The 20,540-nt window shown below is 49.2% G+C and carries 18 protein-coding genes; 5 read left to right on the plus strand and 13 right to left on the minus strand.

All coding sequences use genetic code 11. The features are described 5' to 3' along the window. Nucleotides 1–43: 43 nt before the first annotated feature. Nucleotides 44–664, minus strand: coding sequence for a peptidase C39 (locus tag BUB85_RS10295; protein ID WP_073109662.1), 621 nt, complete (start codon nucleotides 662–664; stop codon nucleotides 44–46). A gap of 43 nt (nucleotides 665–707) precedes the next feature. Next, the gene (locus BUB85_RS10300; protein ID WP_073109667.1) at nucleotides 708–1,325 is read right to left on the minus strand and encodes an SGNH/GDSL hydrolase family protein; all 618 of its coding nucleotides are present in this window, start codon (nucleotides 1,323–1,325) and stop codon (nucleotides 708–710) included. A gap of 281 nt (nucleotides 1,326–1,606) precedes the next feature. Between BUB85_RS10300 and azlC the strand changes: the two genes are divergently transcribed. Continuing rightward, complete coding sequence (gene azlC / locus BUB85_RS10305; RefSeq protein ID WP_073109672.1) at nucleotides 1,607–2,347, plus strand: azaleucine resistance protein AzlC; 741 nt, start codon at nucleotides 1,607–1,609, stop codon at nucleotides 2,345–2,347. Between the two features lie 2 nt (nucleotides 2,348–2,349). Then, on the plus strand, nucleotides 2,350–2,676 hold the full coding sequence (locus BUB85_RS10310; RefSeq protein ID WP_278319591.1) for a branched-chain amino acid transporter permease: 327 nt from the start codon (nucleotides 2,350–2,352) through the stop codon (nucleotides 2,674–2,676). A 99-nt stretch (nucleotides 2,677–2,775) separates the two neighbouring features. Here BUB85_RS10310 and BUB85_RS10315 read toward each other — a convergent pair whose 3' ends face one another. Then, nucleotides 2,776–3,924, minus strand: coding sequence for an aldo/keto reductase (locus BUB85_RS10315; protein WP_073109679.1), 1,149 nt, complete (start codon nucleotides 3,922–3,924; stop codon nucleotides 2,776–2,778). Nucleotides 3,925–4,261: 337 nt separating this feature from the next. Between BUB85_RS10315 and BUB85_RS10320 the strand changes: the two genes are divergently transcribed. After that, nucleotides 4,262–5,032, plus strand: a complete 771-nt coding sequence (locus tag BUB85_RS10320; RefSeq protein WP_073109683.1) for a threonine/serine exporter family protein — start codon at nucleotides 4,262–4,264, stop codon at nucleotides 5,030–5,032. Beyond that, nucleotides 5,032–5,463, plus strand: coding sequence for a threonine/serine exporter family protein (locus BUB85_RS10325; RefSeq protein WP_084534002.1), 432 nt, complete (start codon nucleotides 5,032–5,034; stop codon nucleotides 5,461–5,463). The genes BUB85_RS10320 and BUB85_RS10325 overlap by 1 nt, the downstream gene beginning before the upstream one ends. A gap of 96 nt (nucleotides 5,464–5,559) precedes the next feature. Here the strand turns inward: BUB85_RS10325 and BUB85_RS10330 are convergent, their stop codons facing one another. The 4 genes from BUB85_RS10330 to BUB85_RS10345 form a co-directional block, all read right to left on the minus strand. Then, the gene (locus BUB85_RS10330) at nucleotides 5,560–6,891 is read right to left on the minus strand and encodes a M18 family aminopeptidase (protein WP_073109689.1); all 1,332 of its coding nucleotides are present in this window, start codon (nucleotides 6,889–6,891) and stop codon (nucleotides 5,560–5,562) included. Nucleotides 6,892–6,920: 29 nt separating this feature from the next. Next, nucleotides 6,921–8,423, minus strand: coding sequence for a Na+/H+ antiporter NhaC family protein (locus BUB85_RS10335; protein ID WP_073109692.1), 1,503 nt, complete (start codon nucleotides 8,421–8,423; stop codon nucleotides 6,921–6,923). A 404-nt stretch (nucleotides 8,424–8,827) separates the two neighbouring features. Continuing rightward, nucleotides 8,828–10,534 (minus strand): Na/Pi cotransporter family protein, encoded by a 1,707-nt coding sequence (locus BUB85_RS10340; RefSeq protein WP_073109696.1) that lies wholly within the window; start codon nucleotides 10,532–10,534, stop codon nucleotides 8,828–8,830. Nucleotides 10,535–10,591: 57 nt separating this feature from the next. Next, on the minus strand, nucleotides 10,592–11,479 hold the full coding sequence (locus tag BUB85_RS10345) for a substrate-binding domain-containing protein (RefSeq protein ID WP_073109700.1): 888 nt from the start codon (nucleotides 11,477–11,479) through the stop codon (nucleotides 10,592–10,594). A gap of 454 nt (nucleotides 11,480–11,933) precedes the next feature. Between BUB85_RS10345 and BUB85_RS10350 the strand changes: the two genes are divergently transcribed. Then, the gene (locus tag BUB85_RS10350) at nucleotides 11,934–13,166 is read left to right on the plus strand and encodes an AI-2E family transporter (RefSeq protein ID WP_084534004.1); all 1,233 of its coding nucleotides are present in this window, start codon (nucleotides 11,934–11,936) and stop codon (nucleotides 13,164–13,166) included. Nucleotides 13,167–13,250: 84 nt separating this feature from the next. On the opposite strand, the gene BUB85_RS10355 is transcribed toward BUB85_RS10350, so the two are convergent. The 6 genes from BUB85_RS10355 to BUB85_RS10380 all read right to left on the minus strand — a co-directional run bounded on the left by BUB85_RS10355 (nucleotide 13,251) and on the right by BUB85_RS10380 (nucleotide 20,518). Continuing rightward, the gene (locus BUB85_RS10355) at nucleotides 13,251–13,922 is read right to left on the minus strand and encodes a YoaK family protein (protein ID WP_073109703.1); all 672 of its coding nucleotides are present in this window, start codon (nucleotides 13,920–13,922) and stop codon (nucleotides 13,251–13,253) included. 100 nt (nucleotides 13,923–14,022) lie between these two features. Further along, nucleotides 14,023–14,700, minus strand: a complete 678-nt coding sequence (locus BUB85_RS10360) for a TIGR00266 family protein (protein ID WP_073109708.1) — start codon at nucleotides 14,698–14,700, stop codon at nucleotides 14,023–14,025. Between the two features lie 271 nt (nucleotides 14,701–14,971). Then, nucleotides 14,972–15,331 (minus strand): ArsR/SmtB family transcription factor, encoded by a 360-nt coding sequence (locus BUB85_RS10365; protein ID WP_073109711.1) that lies wholly within the window; start codon nucleotides 15,329–15,331, stop codon nucleotides 14,972–14,974. 146 nt (nucleotides 15,332–15,477) lie between these two features. Next, nucleotides 15,478–17,346, minus strand: coding sequence for a heavy metal translocating P-type ATPase (locus tag BUB85_RS10370; protein ID WP_073109714.1), 1,869 nt, complete (start codon nucleotides 17,344–17,346; stop codon nucleotides 15,478–15,480). Nucleotides 17,347–17,374: 28 nt separating this feature from the next. Continuing rightward, on the minus strand, nucleotides 17,375–17,593 hold the full coding sequence (locus BUB85_RS10375) for a cation transporter (RefSeq protein ID WP_073109716.1): 219 nt from the start codon (nucleotides 17,591–17,593) through the stop codon (nucleotides 17,375–17,377). Between the two features lie 318 nt (nucleotides 17,594–17,911). Next, nucleotides 17,912–20,518, minus strand: a complete 2,607-nt coding sequence (locus BUB85_RS10380) for a cation-translocating P-type ATPase (protein WP_073109719.1) — start codon at nucleotides 20,516–20,518, stop codon at nucleotides 17,912–17,914. Between the last annotated feature and the right edge of the window lie 22 nt (nucleotides 20,519–20,540).

Raw genomic sequence — 20,540 nt, forward strand, 5'->3', positions numbered from 1 at the left:
AATTTAGGCAAGTGAAACGTAAGGTTATTTAATGTCGCTTACACTAGATAAAATACTCTACCGTACTCTCCTGCGTCAGCTTTGTGTTCTCATTGAACAAGATCACCGCTTCCCGCATCTCCACCGGTCCAAATGCATAAATTCCAGTCTGCTCCGAATTGAAATAATATTCCGGTATCAGACGGTTGTACTTTTCCGGTTGGTTGGAGACGATCTGGATACCTTCCTCTTGAAAAGGCTCTTTTATATAGTAGGGATCAAAGGCCTGCACCTGTCCGTTCGCTGCACCGGTCAAAAGCACATAATGCGGTTCCTCGAGAAACAATCTGACCACCACAGCTCCTTTGCAGTAAAGCGCCTCGTTCACAGCACTTCTCTCCCCGAGAAATACCTCCTCCCCGGACAGATACTGGCTGGATACCGGCAGCTGGCCTGTTCGCCCATATCCATTCAGCCAGTTGTTCAAAAACATCATCGCCGCCTCCGATGTTCCTGCTTTTCCAGCGATGCCGTCCGTATTGAAGCTGTCCAGACAGTAGATCATGATGTTGCGCAAAATCTCCGGCGGTATCTCCTCCCGCTCAAACAGAAAACTGATCGCATTGAGCATGGAGGTTGGTCCACAGTCGTATTCAGATAATTGGTAGTGCAGTGGATTCTTCATGGTCGTTCTTTCCTTTCAAAATCTGGACTGTTTATAAATGCATCTATGAACACAATTTACGTGCGATCGCCTCTGCCAGTTCTCTGTGCCCATACGCATCCAGATGCTCCCGGTCCGCCTCACTCGCCTCCGTCACCCGGGCCGCGTCCAGAAATGCATATCCATTTTTTTCGGCCACCCTGGCATATTCTGCCGCCAGTTTTCTGGAAACCTCCTCCGAGCGCACATCAAATTCCATATCAAACCCTTCCGCCCCGACTCCCGGCTTCAGCTGAATGGGAGAGACGATCAGAATCTGCATGTTCTCCGACGCATAACATTTTGCGCGTGCAGCCACTTCCTCCACACCCCGTGCAATCAATTTTGCAGAAGCAGCATATCGGCTCTTACAGTCATTGGTTCCCAGCATGATCACCAGAACGTCCACCGGATTGTGCGATTCCACCGCCACACCGATATGATCCAGCCCTCGTCTTCCAAACCGGATCTCGTCCTGGAACACTGTAGTTCTGCCGCATAGGCCCTCTTCTATAATATGGTACTCCCTTCCAAGCATCTCCTGCAGCAGCCCGGTCCATCTGACACTGCGGGAAAACCGCCCGCTGCCGTCCGGTATGTATCCATATGTGTTTGAATCGCCAAAGCATAATACATTCGTCATGGTGTCTTCCCTCCTGTCATATTTCATACTTATTTGATATGTTTAGTATGTTATACTCGAATTTACCATTTGTCAATACTATTTTTTATTTTGCAGCAATTTCTTTGTCCCCGGATGGAAATTCTCCCCCGCGGACGGCATATTTAATGCTGTATCATTTTACCCTTACATTTTGCTCTTACATTTTCCTCGTTGAAATCTTCGCATTCCGATGTTATACTCGATAATGTTTCAACGGATACCTTACCATACTCGGAACAGACATAGATCCTGGAGAAAAGATGAATACCAATACACTCATAAATAAGTATAATTCCAAAAAACACACACTAAAAAAAGCCTTTATGGCCGCATTTCCACACACCATTCCCATCTTTGCCGGATTCTGGTTCCTCGGACTGACCTACGGCATTTATATGAATGTATCCGGATTCAGTTTCTGGTATCCGATGTGCATGAGCGTGACCATATTTGCCGGCTCCATCGAGTTTATCACGGTCAATATGCTGCTCGGTGCATTTAACCCGGTCCAGGCGCTTGCCATGACGCTGATGATCAACGCAAGGCATCTGTTCTATGGCATTTCCATGCTGGACAAATACAAGGGCACCGGCTGGAAAAAGGGATATCTGATCTTCGGAATGTGCGATGAAAGTTTTTCGATCAACTATACGGCAGATATTCCGGAGGACGTGGACAGAGGATGGTTTATGCTCTTTGTCACACTGCTGAATCAGTTCTACTGGTTCTTCGGCTCCACGCTGGGCGGAATCTTCGGCTCCATCATTCACTTTAACACCGAGGGGCTGGATTTTGTCATGACCGCCATGTTCGTCGTCATTTTTCTGGAACAATGGCTGAAGGACAAAAAGCACACCAGTGCGCTGCTCGGACTCGGGCTTTCACTGATATGCTTATGTGCCTTTGGCTCGGACAATTTTATTATTCCTGCCATGCTCGCAATTCTGGGCGTTCTCACGCTGCTTCGGAAACCGCTGGAAAAGGAGGCTGATTCTCTATGACTATGACATTTACACAACAGATCCTCACCATACTGATGGTGGTTCTCGGAACCATGATCACCCGGTTTCTGCCCTTTCTTATTTTTCCTGCAGATAAGCCCACGCCGAAGTACATTCAGTTTCTGGGCAATTATCTTCCCGCTGCGGTGTTCGGCCTGCTCGTCATTTACTGTCTGAAAAATGTCAGCATTTTCTCCGGCAGCCACGGGATTCCGGAGCTGCTCTCCATTCTGGTCGTCATCGGACTCCACCTGTGGAAACGGCAGATGCTGATTTCTATTGCGGGCGGGACGATCTGCTACATGCTGCTGATTCAGTTCCTGTTTTGATTATCCGACAGCTTTGCATTTCAATCAAAAGGCGATACATTTTCTTCACCGGAAAATGTATCGCCTTTTTTAATTGAAACCGGAATCACATGATCCGTTCTACTCCCCGAATGTGGCAGCCGCCTTCTTCATATTTTCAATGATCAGAACTCCGAACGGACATCTCTTCTCACACGCCCCGCACTGCACGCACTCGGACGCCTTGTGCTCCAGTACCGCATAGTGTTCGCGGACCGTCTCCGGCACCTCTCCCTGGGCGATTGCAAGATTTAGAAACTTTGTCACTGACGCCACGTCGATCCCCTTTGGACATGGGGCGCAGTGACCACAGTACATGCAATGCCCTTCCCAGCTGATTTTCGGCATATCTGCAAAGGCAGATGCATAGTCCCGCTCCGTTTCCGGTGCATCCTCATAGGTGACGCTGACGCGCAGTTCCTCCGGTGTGCGCGCTCCCACCAGCACCGAAGCGACCGCCGGGCGGTCCAGTGCATACTGAATACACTGGAATGCCGTCAGTGCCTTTCCTGCAGGTGACAGCTCCGCACTTAGCAGATCTCCGCCGCCAAATGCCTTCATCACGGTAATTCCGATGCCCAGTCTCTGGCATTCCTCATACAGGTGCTGTCTGTCCGGGTCCATATTAGTCAACGGTTTCTCATAATTTTTCTCATCCCACAGTGACTCTACATCCTCGTCCGCAGGCTGCAGGTCATAACAAGGATTCACGCTGAACATCAGCACATCGACCAAGCCACTGTGCGCTGCTGCCAGTGCGACCTGCGGGTTGTGGCTGGACAGCCCGATGCTTCTGATCACCTGGTCCTTTTTCAGCTGCAGTGCATACTGCATAACCTCCCCGTCCTTTACCACGTTCCAGTCCGCCAGCGAGTCTACATAATGGACCATCCCGATTTCTACATAATCCGTCCCAAGCCGCGTCAGCTGATCCTCGAAACCAGCCTTCACCTCCGCGATATCACGGGTTCTCTTGTACTGTCCGTGTTTCCACACCGCGCAGAGATGGGCCTGCAGTACAAACTTTTCCCTGCGCCCTGCGAGGGCACGCCCCAGATTTGTCCGGAACTCCGGATTCGGCGCATACAGATCGATGCAGCTGACACCGGTCTCCTCCATCTGGTCCACAAACTCCTTCACCTGCTCATAAGGCTTTCCCACAAAGCCCTCGCAGCCCATACCAATCTCACTTACTTTAATTCCTGTTTTCCCCAATTCACGATACTTCATGTTTTCGTCCTTTCATCTGCCTGTTTCCGTTCAACAACATTCCATGCCTGCGGATTGTTACAGTCCGTGCTGCAATCTGTGCTGAAAAACCCGCACAGCCTTTGGCTCCTGGCACCCTTATATATATTACAATATAAATCCCGCTTTACGTCAAGAACTTTTATTGGGGACAGGTCAAAATGGCAATTGGGGACGTAGCAAAGTTGTAACTTTGCTACGTCCCCAATTGCCATTTTGACCTGTCCCCAATTTTTAACTTATCCTTGATTGCATATTTCTTAAAATAGTGTAATATAAACTTACACGTAACTTATTATATTCTCATGAGGTAAAACCGATGAACAATGAACGATATTTTGAAACGGCGATGCTGGCCGGCGAGATCGAGCTGCGAAGTGGCTCCGAGATTTCCCGTGTGGAGGATACCATGGAGCGGATTCTCGCCCTGTCTGAGAACGGACATGCCGAGGTTTATGCGACCACCACAGGAATCATCGCCTCGCTGGCTGTGGAAAACAAGGTCCCGCTCACAGGTGTGAAGCGGATTGCCGCAAGAGTCAATAACCTGAACCATATCTATCAGGTCAACAATATTTCCCGGGCCCTGTGCTCCGGTGAGATTGATGTGGAGGATGCCTACCAAAAGCTGCAGGCCGTCCGCACCGCCAGGGAGCACCCCCGCTGGCTGGTTCACTGCTGTTCGGTGCTGGCCGTCATGGGATGCTCCACCCTCTTTGGCGGAAATCTCTATGATTTCTTCCTGTCAGCGATTCCCGCCGTCTTTATGGTCATCCTTGATCTTCTGATGGTCCGCCGGGTCTATATTGATTTTATGAAGGATTTTCTAAAAGCCATGGGGAGCGCGTTTCTCAGCATGCTGGTCTGCTATCTCTTCCCCGATGCGAACAGCGGGGTCGTGACCATCAGTGCACTGATGCCGCTGGTTCCCGGAATCCCGATCACTAACGCGATCCGCGACACCCTGCAGGGTGATTACATGTCCGGGGTATCCAGGATGCTGGAGGCTCTGGTTATCTCCCTTGGCATCGCGGCCGGTGCAGGTGCCGGACTTGGAGTATTTCATCTGTTGGAAAGGTGGGTGTTCTAATGATCATCAAATGTCTGGGCGCATTTTTAGCTTCAATCGCATTCAGTGTGATCTTTGAGGCGCCAAAAAAATATCTGATTCATGCAGGAATTGCCGGTGCCCTCAGCTGGGGAATTTTCCTGATAATGGAATCCAAAGTGAATGATGTGGTGCTGTCCACCTTCGTGGCGACTGCGATCCTGACCTTCATCTCCCATCTCATGGCACGGGTCTGGAAAGCACCGTCCACCATGTTCCTGATTCCCGCTATCATCCCGCTGGTTCCGGGTTCCGGCATGTACCATGTGGGCTACAGCCTCATCTATGAGAACCGGGCGGCCGCAGTCAATTACGCTTACGAGACGTTGCTGACTGCCGGCGCCATCGCACTGGGAATCTTCGTCATCGACATGCTGTTCCGTAACAAGATGCTGCAGAAGATCCGGCGGTAAAGCAAAAGGGACAGGTTAAAATGGCAATTGGGGACGTAGCAAAGTTGCAACTTTGCTACGTCCCCAATTGCCATTTTAACCTGTCCCTTTTGCTTCTCAGTTGATCTCGTATTCTCCGCGTCCCGTCTCTGAAATCGCGGTCTTATAAAATGCGGCCATCGCCATGATCAGCTGCAGTGTATCCTTCACGCCTCCGGTTTCATAGGGAGAGTGCATAGCAAGCTGAGGCATGCCGATATCCACCGTATTTACAGAAAACTGCTGCCCGGAGAGATTTCCGAGGGTGGAACCGCCCGGAACATCCGAGTGATTGGTGAAAATCTGGCAGGGGATCTCTGCCCGCTCCAGAATCTCCTTAAATACCGCCTCCGAAACTGCGTCCGTCGTATATTTCTGGTTGGCGGCCGACTTGATCAGAACGCCTCCGTTCAGATAAGGCCGATTCGTCGGATCGCCCTTGTCCGGATAGTTGGGATGAATCGCATGCCCATTGTCCGCGGAAACCATAAAGCTGTTGCTCTGCAGAATAAACCGCTCTTCCGCTGTCCGTCCACAAGCATCGTTGATCCGTAACAGTACGTTGCACAGGAAATCCGAGAGTGCGCCCTGCTTCGTTCCACTTCCAACCTCCTCGTTGTCAAATATCGCGCTGACCAGCACACGATGCGGATTCTCTCCCTCCGCAATTGCACGAAGAGACGCATAGGCACACTGCAGATCATCGATCTTCGGAGCAGAGTAAAACTGGCGTTTATCGCCCCAGATGCTTCCTTTCATGCGGTTCACAAGAAACAGGTCCGTTCCCAGGATATCTTTCTCCCCAACCCCAAGTTCTTCCGCAATCATGCGGCTGAGTGTGGCATCCTTTTCGCCGTCACTGAAAATAGGCAGCATATCCTTCTGTATCCGGTAGCCCGCCCCCTCCTTGTTCGCCTGCCGGTTCATATGGATGGCAAGGTTCACGATATTCAGCACATCACGGTCAAAATAGAGAAGCTTCGTGACCACTTTTTTCCCCTCTCGCACCAACACTCTTCCGGCAATCGACAGTGGTCTGTCAAACCAGGGTGCACAGAGCATCCCGCCGTACCCCTCCACATTCAAGGTCGTGTAATGGTTTTCCACCTGAATCTCTGCATGCTCCTTGATTTTAAATGTGGGGGAATCGCTGTGGTTGGAAATGATATTGAACCCGCCATAGTGCTTGTCCGGCACGGAAAATGCGATCAGCGCCGATCCGTTTCGCAGGACAAAATATTTTCCGCCTGCCTCCACCTTCCACTGTTCACTTTCCCGCAGTTCACAAAATCCCGCCCGCTCCAGCATGGATGCTGCGTTCGCCACCGCGTGATAGCAGCTGGGGCTGTTTTCAATAAATGTGCATAAGTCTTCTGTTGCCTTCTCATATTGCATCTGTGTTGTTTCCATAAAGAAATACCTCCCTGTATGTCCTTCTTCTACGCCTTAACCGGCCGTCTGCTCCATACCATAATCACTGCCACAAGCACTGCAACCGCAAGTACCGCCGCCAGCGGACTTCTTGTAAACCCTGCGAACACGAACGCCAGCAGCGCGATTGCGCCGTTCACACAGGCATACGGCAGCTGCGTCTTCACGTGATCAACCAATCCACAGCCCGCTCCCGTCGACGACAAAATCGTAGTGTCCGATATCGGAGAACAATGATCTCCGAAGAGCCCGCCGGACAATACCGCTCCAACAGCCAGCGCGTAAGGAATGGAAAATGCATGTGCCATGGGAATTGCAAGCGGCATCATAATCGCAAAGGTTCCCCAGGAGCTTCCGGTCGAAAAGGACACGAACGCTCCAAATAAAAAGATTGCCGCAGGCACAAGTCCCGCCGAAAACTGCATGGCCTTCATTCCATTTACAATGAAATCGGCTGTACCCAGCGCACTGATCATACTTCCCAGCGACCACGCCAGAATCAGTGTAACTGCCACGTCCGTCATTCCTTTCATTCCATCCACATAGATGCGGAAGGTCTCCTTAAAGACCTGCACCCGGAAAATGCGGGCCAGCACCATCAGCACCAGTGTGCCAAAAAAGTAGCCCATGGTAAGCGCCACGCGGAACTCATTTCCATCTACTTTCTTAAACGGGAATCCCTGCGGAGCCAGCGTGATAAACAAGGTTGCAAACACCACCAAGATTGGAAGTACCACCATCAGCGGGCTCGCATTCTGTTTTGAGTAGCCCTCTTTTTTCTCTGCGTCAGCCGAATCCCCGACCTCCTCCAGAGAATATTCTCTGGTCTGCGCCTCGGTTTCCGCGCGCTTCATCTGTGAGAAATCGCGCTTCGTGAAAGCAATCAGCGGAATCATAATGATAGCGAGTATAGCATAGATCTGAAATGGAATCGCCTGGACAAAGGTCGTGTAATCCGACTGCGTGACGCCCAGATTATCAAATTCCGCCTGAATCAGTCCCATGATATAAACGCCCCAGCCAATAAACGGGATCATAATCGCCACCGGTGAGGAAGTTGAATCCAGAATCCAGGCCAGCTTTTCTCTGGATATCTTCATCTTGTCAAACAATGGACGAAATACCGGCCCCACAAGAAGCGGTGTTCCAAGATCCGAAAAGAAAATCAGGATCCCGCCAAACCAGGCGCACATCTGTGCCTTCAGCTTGGTGTTAACAAACCGGTATACGCTTTTGCTGAACGCCTGCGCTCCGCCGGATTTTTCCATCAGCTTGATAAAACCACCTATAAAAATAACAAGAACGATGACACCCGCATTGTACGAATCTGTGAGCTGTACAAAAAAGTAGTCTCCGATCATAGACTTTACAGCCAGAAACGGATTCCCCATACAAAAAATCAAGGTTCCCACAAACCCGCCGCAAAACAGCGACAAAATTACATTTTTACTCTTAATTGCCATGACTACCGCAACGATCGGCGGCAGCAAACTTAACACCCCGTAACTCATGTTTCAAATCTCCTTTTTCCTTTGTCTCTCCCTGCAAACTTCTTATATCATGAATTAAAGTACAAATTCATGATCGCCGTTCGCCGTTCGCAGTGCCGTTCGATTCCGCTTTGCTCCATCTCACTCGCGGGCTCTCGCCCTATCGGCGGATGACAGCAGGCATTTTCTTATATGCAAGCACAACGTAAACGCCTGCCATCATCTGCCGGCACTGCTCTTTGCTGTCACGTACACTATATCATACCTACCCACCGCCTCTCCGTCAACTTTTTCTTGAAATATTTACTATATTTACAACCAGAGCTGATATTCGCAATCCGCTTCGCTTGCTTGCCTGATAAGGTGAAAAAAAGCTCCGGACAGATACAATGTCTGTCCAGGAGCCGTTTCTTGGTATTCCTTATCTATTCACTTACTTCCAGCTCTTCCTCTTTTGGAAGAAAATATGTAAAATCAAGCTGTCCAAGCGCCGCATCTGCAATGTTTACACAGCTGTTGCTCATACGGTCGATGATATGAAGAATCTTGTTGAACGAAGCAGTCATTTTTGCGGAACATTTTCCTTTTCCTACCCGCTCCACATGCGCCTTCCGGATCTTGATATCCAGATCCAGCACCTTCTCTTTTCTCTTCAGAATCTTCTTCGCATTCTCCTGACTTCCCGTGGCCATCACCTGCATAGTCTCTGAATACATATCCTCGATCATCTTCAGGCTCTTCTCCAGATCATCCATGGCCTCTTTCGAATACTTCTGTTTCTTCTCCTTCTTCTCCTGCATGAAAAGTGTCATATCCCGGCACAGAGATCCCATACGATCCACGTCACTCAGCACATACATCAGTCCCGCGGTCTGGGTCGCCTGCTCCTCCGTCAGCACGCCGGATGCAAACAGATCTGTCAGATAATCGGTAATCTTTCCATGCAGTGCACGGGCGCGCTCTGCCTTCTCTACGATCGCCGTCATCAGATCCTTGTCCTCCCGCTCGATTGCCGTCGTTGTATCCACGAGCAGCTCACCTACGACATCGCCGCAGTGGAGCACCTCCTTTGCCACCAGCTGAAGTGCAGCTGCCGGCTGTCCGACCAGATTGTCATCCAGATACAGAGGCATGGATTCGTCCAGTGCCACACTCTTTCCTTCCGGGATCACCCGCATTACGATCTTGACCATCAGCCAGATCAGCGGAATCCAGAGCAGTGTCATGGTAATATTAAATGTCGTATGTGCATTTGCGATCTGTCTGGAGATCACCTCGATCTCCACCCCCTTCGGGGAAATGTAGCGGATCAGCGCCGCAAAAGGCTTAATGAACCAGATAAACAGCAGACATCCGCTGATGTTGAAAATACAGTGCGCAACGGCCGTTCTCTTTGCATCCTTGGACTGTCCGATAGATGCAAGGATTGCCGTGATCGTCGTACCAATATTGTCTCCGAGGAGAATCGGAATAGCACCGGTCAGTCCCAGCATGCTGGTCACCCCGTCCGGCCCGGCCTGGGATGCAAAGTTCTGCAGTACGGCAATGGTCGCACTGGAGCTCTGTACCACCAGCGTCATCAGCGTACCGACTGCAACGCCAAGCACCGGAATATGTGCAACCTGACCGATCAAATCCGTGAATACAGGACTGGATGCCAGTGGCTTCATAACGTCTCCCATGGTCTCGATTCCAACAAACAGCAGACCAAATGCAAAGATGGTCTGACCAATATTTTTCACACGCTCCGATTTTGCCACAAAACTGACGATAAAACCGATAAACACAATAATATAGATGTAATCGCTGATTTTAAACGCAATGATCTGTGCCGTCATGGTCGTGCCGATGTTGGCACCCAGAATAATAGAAATTGCCTGCGGCAGAGTCATCAGCCCCGCACTGACGAATCCAATCGCCATTACCGTGGTGGCACTGCTGCTCTGTAACACTGCTGTGGTAAGGGCACCTGCAATCACGCCCAGAATCGGGTTCTTTGTGAGCAGCGCAAGCACGCTCTTCATCTTCTCTCCTGCAACCTTCTGCAGACACTCGCTCATCATATTCATTCCGAAAATGAATACAGCCAGTCCCCCCAGCAAACCGAAAATAACCTGTAATGTACTGTTCATCTTTTTCTCCTCTTTCTCATATCCTGCAAATCTGTTTTATTTGAGTCTGCCAGTATCTTATGAATTTAGCTCTTCCCACGCTTTCATGTCACCGGTGTAAATATCTTTCAGATCTTTCAGTGTGATATCCTTCAGCGGATTATCCGTATTGACGATCACTGCGATATCATCCTGGGCAATCGCCTCGTAATCCAGCAGTTCTTTCTCATAATCCTTCAAATCTCTGGACGCCATTCCCAAATTACACTCGCCTGACATCGCCTGATTCATCCCCTTTGTAGAATCTGACTCCGTCACCTGTATTACCGCATTGGGATTGATTTCCATATAAGCTGTCGCCAACTTCTCCATCAGCGGAGCCACCGACGTAGAACCGTCAATTTTGATCACTCCCTCCGCTTTGTTGGACAAAAATGAGCTGCTTTTTGCGACCGGCTCATATGTTTCCGCCACGATTTCCTGCCCCAGACTATGTACATAGGTCATAAAATCCTGTTCCAGATCACTGAGTTCTCCGTTGTAAGCCAGATAAAAAGAACGGCTTAGAGGATATTTTCCGTTGGTATCCTGCACGCTTTTGCCGTCTATGTTGAGAACGTTCACTGTCTGGTCATCCGCCAGTGCCCCCTCCGATACGTAACCCACAGCAGATGCATTTTTCACCACTGCCGCAATCACTTCGTCTGCATTATTCACAATTTCCGCATCCGAACGAGTTTTGTCTGTCGCAGATCCACCTTCCCCATCCGCTTCAAAATCTGCCAGCTGCGCAAATGCACTCCGCGTCCCGGATCCTTCCTCTCGCGAAATCACCTGAATCGCTCCAAGCTTGTCCAGACCGTCCACCTTTGCTGCGCTGTCCGTTCCCTTGCCGTCCGCGCATCCTGCCGCTCCAATCATGATACAAAATGCCAATAGACAGCCGCCTATTCTTCTTTTTCTCATCTGACTTACCTCCTCAATCTTTCGACACTTTACACGCGCAAGACCAAATCCATATCAAACGTATGTTAAATCTTTGTAAAGTTTGAGAATTTTTTTCAGTAGAAAAATTCTTTGACATTTTCTGGATTTCCATGTATAGTTAAAAAAGTAAGAGGGAGTAACCGACGCTTCGGCGTTTACGGTGTCGTCAGTACGGTGCTTATGCGCCCGGTATCGTGAGAAATGGTGAGACTTTTATTGCGGATTATTCTGCAGTAAAAGTCTTTTTTATTTCGAACCGCTATTTCCGATCCACAATACTGTCCAAAATCATGCTCCTCTGCCTGTGAGACAGACTCCACTGTATCTGCTCCATGTATTAAGAAAGCTTGCGCAGTCTATACTCTGAACAGACGAAACCTTACACTTAGAAAGAAAGGGCAAAAATATGAATAATGAAAAAAAAGAAAATCTGATGAATCTGGGACAGCTGACAATCAAAAAGCTGCGGGGGTTGATTGTATTTACACTTCTGATTCTTGTAGGACTCTGGAAATTCGATATGGTGCTGGAGGTCTTGCTTTTCCTGTGGCGAATCTTTTTCCCATTTGTTCTGGGCGGTGCCATCGCGTTCATCATCAACGTGCTGATGAGTTTCCTTGAGAAAAAAATCTTTGGACCAGACCGTGATCTATATGGTCGGCTAAAACTTAAATTTGCCCGTCCAGTAAGCCTGGTTCTAACCATCGCTCTGGTTCTCGGCATCGTTGTACTAGTCATGTTCGTTGTGATTCCACAGCTTGGCCGGACACTGGGATCGCTAGGAGAAAGCCTTGCCGCATTCATTCCCAGACTCCAGAAATGGATTGCCTCCTTTACAAACAACAACCAGGAAATCATGCAGATGGTCAATCAGCTGGACTTTAATCCAGACAAGATGCTGAACTGGAGTATTTCTTTCCTCCGTAATGGAGCGGGTAATATGATGAACTCCACCTTTGCCGCAGCAAAAAGTATTGTTGGCTTTTTTGCTAATTTCTTCATCGCATTTTCGTTTGCATGCTATATTCTTATTCAGAAAGAAAAGCTGCATGTACAGGTGCGAAAAGTAATTTTTGCTTTCTTTCCACGTGGAAAAGCCGAAGCTCTGCTCGAGGTCTGCTCTCTCGCCTACAGCACTTTTGCACATTTCCTGACTGGACAATGCCTGGAGGCAGTAATTCTCGGAAGTATGTTTGTCGTATCCATGTCGATTCTGCGCATGCCATATGCCCTGCTGATTGGTATCCTGATTGCTTTTACCGCTCTGATTCCAATGTTTGGTGCTTTTATCGGCTGTGGCGTAGGTACTTTTCTGATTTTTATGATCAACCCGCAGCAGGCACTGTTTTTTATCATCATGTTCCTTGTGCTTCAGCAGATTGAAGGGAACTTCATCTACCCGCACGTGGTGGGAAACTCCGTTGGTCTTCCTTCTATCTGGGTTCTGGCTGCGGTCAGTGTAGGTGGCAGCCTGCTCGGAATCATTGGAATGCTGATTTTCATTCCAATTGTATCCGTTTTGTATACGCTCTTTAAAGAAATTGTGTATCTGAATTTGAAAAAAAGGAAAATCAAGTCTGTGACAGATGATGAAATAGTGGAATATACGCCGGAAGAGGCAGAGGCTATGAAAATTGCTTTTTTAAAAGAACATATGAATTATTAGAGGAAAACAACATAAACCACAGCATAATAAAAACCTCTCTTTTGCAGCATGTCATGAAACTGCCGCAAAAGAGAGGTTTTTCTATTATTTTTTTTCCTGTTCTTTATCAATGAACATTATCGCAAATGCTATGAGCAGCAACCCTGAACTCACCAGGATCGTTCTCTCATGCAGCACCTTCAACACTTCATTGCCGATCACTGCGCCTGTGATAAAGCAGACAATAAGCCCAAAGTAGAGCCCGCCTTTTTCCAGCCGCTCCTTATCTCTGGTAAACCAGTATTCACACACATTCTGTGTGGCACTGCGCAGATTGCCAATGCACATGGTTGTCGCCGCACCGTTTCCCCGGATCTTGCGGAAACTCTCCACCTGGATGCCACAGGCAAGCGAGGCGAGTGAGTTGGCCCACAGGTTCATGCTCTGCGGCATAAAGCTCACCGCGATCAGGATCAGCGCTTCTGTCAGTGCCGAAACCTGCCTCCAGTGAAGCACACTCATCTTTTTCAATTTGATCCTCACAATATCCGCCATCGCAATCCCGATAGTAAATGCCAGCACCGGGAAGAGATAGCGTACAGCATCCACCCAGTTTTTCTGTGCCAGACTGATACCCAGAAGCAGCATATTCCCGGTCTGCGCATTGGCAAACACCTGATCTCTGCCAATATAGGAATACGCATCCATCAATCCTCCGGATACCGCAAGTATCACTCCAAGTCTGATCGATTCAGACATTTGTTTTGTCCGTTTCAATATACCACTGCCTTTCTAACTCTAACCAAAGGATTATTTTTAATTTCCAACAGTAGTATATAACACTTTTCCGCAAATGTAAAACAAATTGAACGTTCTCTTATTTTGATGGAATATATGGAATAATCGATCCTGCAACATTACAGATCGGCATCGTCTGAATGGTCACTTTTCCCGGACCTGTTATCACCGTGTTAAAGATTCCCTCGCCTCCGAGAAGCATGTTCTTCACACCCGGAACTTTCTTAATATCCATAGAACAGGTTGCGTCCATCATTGCCACATAACCTGTATCCACAACAAGCGACTGCCCTGCCGCCAGATCGTACTCTACCGCGCTGCCGTCAATCTCGACAAATACAAGACCAGATCCTGAAACCTTTTCCATGATAAATCCCTCGCCGCCAAACAGGCCGCTTCCGAATTTTTTCTGGAAGAAAATGGACAGCTGAACACTGGACTCTCCAGCAAGAAATGCTTTTTTCTGCAAGACAACCTCACGTCCCGGCTCAACCTGGACTACACGGATATCCCCTGGAAATGAAGATGCAAATGCGATCATTCCCTCGCCGTCTGTAGCCTCATATGAATTCAAAAAAATGGATTCTCCGGAGAACATTCTTCCAAATGCCTTCCCTATTCCACCGTTTGTATTCGTATCCATCTTCATATTTGGTGACATCCAGCTCATTGCACCTGATTCACATACCAGTTTTTCTCCGGGACTGCATGTGCAGACTACCGCCGGAAAGCTTCCACCTTTTACTTCATATTGCATATTCATTACCTCCTGTGTTTTGTCAACTGTTGCATGCCGGGCGGGCATCTAAAATCCACCCTGCTACTGAGAAAAAGCTGCTGCCCACTGCTCCTGTTCAGAGGTGAGAACATCTTTCGTATATTTATAGTAGCATTTGCAGGATTCTTTGTAAACCACCCTGTCGGGTAGTTTTCTTTATCCCCCCAATGTTCCCGATACGCAATATGGGAGTGAATGGTAACCTGGAATCGTTACCACTCACTCCCAATCCGACAGATCTCACACCCGGTTACTCCTCAATATGCTCGCGCCCCTGGGCAATAATCGTCCGCACATGTCCGTCTGCAAGAGAATAAAATACAGACTTTCCTTCTCTCCGGTTCTTCACCAGCTTGTTCTGCTTCAGGATCTTGAGCTGGTGGGAAATCGCCGACTGTGTCATATTCAGAGCCTGGGCCAGATCACACACACATACCTCCGCCTCGAACAGTACGAACAGGATCCGGATGCGCGTGGAGTCGCCAAACACCTTGAACAGCTCTGCCAGATCATACAGCTCCGTCTCCTCCGGCATGGTCTCATTTACAATTTTCAAGAGATCCTCGTGTACTTCCGTGGTATCACATCTGTCTAATTCTGTTTCTGCCATGTTAACATCCTTTCTGTAATCAGGCTCGAAAGCCTGTTGTTTTATCGTCGTTTTACCAGTTATCCCGCTTCTGCCGTCTCCCGGTCAAAGTGGACAACCGCAGTCCGCTTCGCTGCTTATCAGAAGCCAGAAACCGCTCAGGTATGTTACAAATTCTTTACAAACAGCGCCCGCACCGCATTCAGCACCGCGATCACCATCACACCAACGTCCGCGAAAATAGCCACCCACATGTTGGCGATGCCAAGCGCACCCAGAATCAGGCACAGTACCTTGACTCCGATTGCAAAGTAAATATTCTCATAGACAATCCGGATACATTTCTGGGAAATCTTGATGGCCTTTGCGATTTTCAATGGATCATCATCCATCAATACGATATCCGCTGCCTCGATGGCTGCATCAGATCCCAGCGCACCCATGGCAATACCGATATCCGCTCTGGAGAGGACCGGCGCATCGTTGATGCCGTCTCCCACGAATGCAAGCTTCTCCTTCTCGCCCTTTTCCCCCAACAGTTTCTCTACTTTCTCCACCTTATCTCCCGGGAGCAGTTCGCTGTACACTTCGGAGATGCCAAGCTCTCCCGCCACCTGATCTGCCACCTTTTTCATGTCTCCAGTCAGCATGACCGTCTTCTTGATTCCAGCGCGTTTCAGTGCCTCGATCGACTCTTTTGCATGTGGCTTCAGACGATCTGAGATGAGAATATGTCCAGCATACTGTCCGTCCAGCGCGATGTGCACCACCGTTCCCAGGTGATGGCACACCTTGTACTCCACGCCGATGCTCTCCATCAGCTTTGCATTCCCGACCGCAGTCAGAACACCGTCCACGCGGGCTGTCACACCGTTTCCGCTGATTTCCTGCACGTCGGACACTCTGCCGGTATCGACTTCTTTTCCGTAGGCCTTCTTCAGGCTAACGCTAATCGGATGGGAGGAATAACTCTCCGTGAGTGCCGCATATTCAAGAATCTTTTTTTCCTCTTCCTTGTTATGATGGATACCAATCACCTCAAACACACCCTGTGTCATAGTTCCGGTCTTGTCAAATACCACATATTTCGTCTGGGAAAGTGCCTCCAGATAATTAGATCCCTTTACCAGCACACCTTCCTTGCTGGCACCGCCGATTCCTGCAAAAAAGCTGAGCGGAATGCTGATCACCAGCGCACATGGACAACTGATAACCAGGAATGTCAGGGCTCTGTAAATCCAGTCTCCCCACTCCGGTGCCTGATGCAGCACACCCATCCGCACGAGCGGCGGAATTACGGCCAGTGCCAATGCCCCGTAACAGACTGCCGGTGTATATACCCGCGCAAACCGGGAAATAAAATTCTCAGACCTTGATTTCTTGGAGCTTGCGTTTTCCACCATATCCAGAATCTTTGATACCGTGGACTCCCCAAATTCCTTTGTCGTCTGAATGCGCAGCACCCCGGTCTCGTTGATGCATCCACTGATGACTTCCTCACCGCTCACCACCTTGCGCGGAAGGCTCTCTCCCGTCAGTGCACTCGTATTCAGTGTAGAACCACCCTCGATGACCACACCGTCGATTGGAATTTTCTCACCGGGCTGTACCACGATGATACTGCCGATCTCCACCTCGTCCGGGTCCACCTTCTCCAGCTTGTCGCCTTGCTCTACATTCGCGTAATCCGGGCGGATGTCCATCAGTTCACTGATATTTCTTCTGCTTTTCCCGACCGCATAGCTCTGGAAAAGTTCTCCGATCTGGTAGAACAGCATAACCGCCACACCCTCTTTGTAATCCCCGAGTGCGATCGCACCGACCGTCGCGATTGCCATAAGAAAATTCTCATCGAACACCTGCCTGTTCAGGATTCCCTTCAGGGCCTTTTTTAAAATGTCGTAGCCGATCACCAGATACGGGATCAGGTACAGGACAAACTTCAGGTATCCATCTGCCGGTACAAAGGCCAGCGCTGCAATCAATACGGCTGCAGCAATAATACGAATCAATACTTTTTTCTGTTTTTTATTCAAGTCATCACCTCATCAAATCTCATATGTTCTACAGGAAAATCTCGCAGTCATCCTCTACCTTCTTACAATTTTTCAATACTTCTTTCATTACGGTCTTCGGCTCCTGTCCATCCTCAAACTCCACAGACATCTTCAGCATCATAAAGTTTACAGTTGCGTCCTTCACTCCCGCTGTCTTCCTGGCAGCCTCTTCCATCTTGTTTGCACAGTTTGCACAGTCCACGTCAATTTTGTAAGTTTTTTTCATAGTAGGTTCTCCTTTTTTTCCTGCTTATTGGTTAATCGTCTTTTTTCATATGAACAATCGTTCATATGTTTAACTGTATTGTAGCACGTTTATTTTATATGTCAATATGTTTTATGAATTTGACATTATTTTTTATTTCAAGACTCGCTCGCGAGTCTTGGTGCGAGATTCGGTCAGCTTTGCTGACATCTGATATAATTGATAAGACCCCCGGTCTCCATGGTGTGCCGTGCACACTCACAAAGACCGGGGGTCTGTATCTTTTCTATATCTTTTCTATTCTCTTATATCACCGAATGGGATCTCCCATTTCAGCTTTTATTTCATTTTCCCGCGCACCCACTTCATGATCTGAATGATCGGAAGGTTCGCCAGTGCCAGACCGTACACGATCATCAGCTGTTCAAAGTTCAGCGGAACCACCTTGAAGATACCGTGAAGTGCAGGAATCATAAGCACTGCCGTGATCAGCAGGAATCCAACCAGAAATGCTCCGATCAGATAACTGTTATTGAAAAATCGTTTTGTAAAGACAACCGGTGCATCAGACTTGCAGTTGAAGCCGTGTACCAGACGTGACAGACACAGGGTCCCGAACGCAAACGTGCTGCCCAGTGCTGCACCGCCGCTGTGATACCCGATCAGGAATCCGGCCACCGTCATCACAGCGATCACCAGACCCTCCGTGCCGATCTTTGTCAGAAAAGCTTTCGTCAGAATGGACTCGTTCATCGGGCGCGGTTTCTCGTTCATCACACGTTTCGTATGCGGCTCCAGTCCCAGCGCAATCGCCGGAAGACTGTCTGTCAGCAGATTGATGAACAGCAGATGAACCGGGGCAAAAGGAACCGGGAGTCCCGCTATAGAAGCATACAGCACGGCCAGTATGGCTCCGAAGTTGCCGGAAAGCAGAAATTGAATGGCATTCTTGATGTTCTGGTATACATTTCTTCCGTTTTCCACCGCCTTCACGATAGTCGCAAAGTTGTCGTCCGTCAGGATCATCGCCGAAGCATCCTTGGACACCTCCGTTCCTGTGATTCCCATGGCCACACCGATATCCGCCTGTTTCAGCGCAGGCGCATCGTTGACACCGTCTCCGGTCATGGAGACGATATTGCCCTTTTCCTGCCATGCACGTACGATACGGATCTTATGCTCCGGTGATACTCTGGCGTAAACGGAAATGCCTTCCACGAAGTCCTTCAGCTCCTCATCGCTGAGACTGTCGATTGCTTCACCCTCACAGGCTTCTGAGATATCCTTCAGAATACCGATCCGCTTGGCGATTGCAGCCGCCGTCACCTTATGGTCACCGGTGATCATGATCGGTTTGATGCCCGCGCTGATACACTCTGCAACCGCGGCTTTGGATTCCTCTCTCGGCGGATCCATCATGGAGATCAGGCCCAGGAATGTCAGATCCGTTTCATCTTCCACTCCCGGCGCAAAGCCTTCCGGAATATCCTTGTACGCAAATGCAAGCACGCGCAGACCATTTTCCGAGAAGCTCTGGTTCTGTGCCTTGATTTTGTCCATGTCCTCCGGAGTAATTTCTGTCACACCGGATGCCTTTTGGATATGGGTCATGCAGCCCAGCAGCACATCCACCGCGCCCTTCACGACCATGCGATGTACACCGTCAAGTTCATGGACGGTCGTCATCAGCTTTCTGTCACTGTCAAATGGAATCTCGCATTCCCGCGGATACTGTGCCCGGATTGTCCCGGCTTCCAGTCCCAGAACAGTTGCCAGATTGATCAGGGCCGTCTCCGTCGGATCCCCGATCTCCACACCGTCCTTGTTCGTGGAGTCGTTGCACAGCATACTGTAGAGCAGGAGCTGCTTCTGCGCCGGATTTTCGAGGTTAATGCCATCTACCGCAATATGTCTTTCTTCAACATAATAATCTTCCACTGTCATCTTGTTCTGAGTCAGTGTTCCCGTCTTATCCGAGCAGATGATAGAGACACTGCCCAGACCTTCCACCGCCTGCAGCTTTCGAATGATTGCATGCTCCTTTGCCATCTTCTGCGTCCCGAAGGAAAGCACAATGGTAACAATCGAGCTGAGTGCTTCTGGAATCGCTGCCACGGCGAGAGCCACGGCAAACAGGAATGCATTCCCGATATTCTCACCCCTGAAAATGCTGATACCGAACAGGATTCCACAGAAAATCAGGATGATGATCGACAACTTCTGTCCGAATTGATCCAGATTCACCTGCAGTGGGGTCTTCTTCTCGGATGTAGATTTCAGCAGGGAGGCAATCTTTCCCACCTCTGTCTTCATCCCGATATCCGTCACCACGAAGGAACCACGGCCATAAGTCACAAAGCTTCCAGAATATACCATGTTAAGACGATCGCCCAGCGGTACCTCTCCTGTGATGATCTCCTCATTTTTCTCCACCCCGAGACTCTCGCCGGTCAGTGCACTCTCGTCAATCTTCAGGCTGTAGTTTTCCACAATTCGTCCGTCCGCCGGAACCACATCTCCAGCCTCCAGCATAATAGTGTCGCCAACCGTGATCTCTCTGGTCGGGAGCAGAACCACCGAACCATCCCTCAGGACCTTCGCCTCCGGTCCCGAAAGCTTTTTCAGACTGTTGAGTGACTGCTCCGCCTTCAGTGTCTGTACTGTTCCAAGAATCGCGTTGATCGTGATCACAATGATGATGACCGCCGCGCTCTCCGCATCTCCGAGAAGCCCGGAAACAATCGCTGAGATGATCAGGATGACCACCAGAAAGTCCCGGAACTGCTCAAAAAATATCTGCACCCAGCTCTTCTTTTTGCCCTCTTCCAGTTCATTTGCTCCATACTTTTCTTTGTGGAGTCTTACATCTTCCTCCGACAAGGGGTCTTCGTGTCCGTTCACCGATTTTTTCACTTCGGCCGCAGATAATTGATAATACTCCTTCATGTTCATTTCCTCCTTATTAAAT

Origin of the sequence: Hespellia stercorisuis DSM 15480, assembly GCF_900142165.1 — a bacterium.
GTDB classification, from domain to species: domain Bacteria; phylum Bacillota; class Clostridia; order Lachnospirales; family Lachnospiraceae; genus Hespellia; species Hespellia stercorisuis.

Coding starts and splice junctions, on each gene's coding strand:
- BUB85_RS10300 (WP_073109667.1), bottom strand. CDS start 1,325: ATGACGAATGTATTATGCTTTGGCGATTCAAACACATATGGATACATA.
- BUB85_RS10315 (WP_073109679.1), bottom strand. CDS start 3,924: ATGAAGTATCGTGAATTGGGGAAAACAGGAATTAAAGTAAGTGAGATT.
- BUB85_RS10295 (WP_073109662.1), bottom strand. CDS start 664: ATGAAGAATCCACTGCACTACCAATTATCTGAATACGACTGTGGACCA.
- BUB85_RS10350 (WP_084534004.1), top strand. CDS start 11,934: ATGAATCTGGGACAGCTGACAATCAAAAAGCTGCGGGGGTTGATTGTA.
- BUB85_RS10335 (WP_073109692.1), bottom strand. CDS start 8,423: ATGAGTTACGGGGTGTTAAGTTTGCTGCCGCCGATCGTTGCGGTAGTC.
- BUB85_RS10345 (WP_073109700.1), bottom strand. CDS start 11,479: ATGAGAAAAAGAAGAATAGGCGGCTGTCTATTGGCATTTTGTATCATG.
- BUB85_RS10320 (WP_073109683.1), top strand. CDS start 4,262: ATGAACAATGAACGATATTTTGAAACGGCGATGCTGGCCGGCGAGATC.
- BUB85_RS10330 (WP_073109689.1), bottom strand. CDS start 6,891: ATGGAAACAACACAGATGCAATATGAGAAGGCAACAGAAGACTTATGC.
- BUB85_RS10310 (WP_278319591.1), top strand. CDS start 2,350: ATGACATTTACACAACAGATCCTCACCATACTGATGGTGGTTCTCGGA.
- BUB85_RS10365 (WP_073109711.1), bottom strand. CDS start 15,331: ATGGCAGAAACAGAATTAGACAGATGTGATACCACGGAAGTACACGAG.
- BUB85_RS10340 (WP_073109696.1), bottom strand. CDS start 10,534: ATGAACAGTACATTACAGGTTATTTTCGGTTTGCTGGGGGGACTGGCT.
- BUB85_RS10375 (WP_073109716.1), bottom strand. CDS start 17,593: ATGAAAAAAACTTACAAAATTGACGTGGACTGTGCAAACTGTGCAAAC.
- BUB85_RS10380 (WP_073109719.1), bottom strand. CDS start 20,518: ATGAAGGAGTATTATCAATTATCTGCGGCCGAAGTGAAAAAATCGGTG.
- BUB85_RS10325 (WP_084534002.1), top strand. CDS start 5,032: ATGATCATCAAATGTCTGGGCGCATTTTTAGCTTCAATCGCATTCAGT.
- BUB85_RS10360 (WP_073109708.1), bottom strand. CDS start 14,700: ATGCAATATGAAGTAAAAGGTGGAAGCTTTCCGGCGGTAGTCTGCACA.
- azlC (WP_073109672.1), top strand. CDS start 1,607: ATGAATACCAATACACTCATAAATAAGTATAATTCCAAAAAACACACA.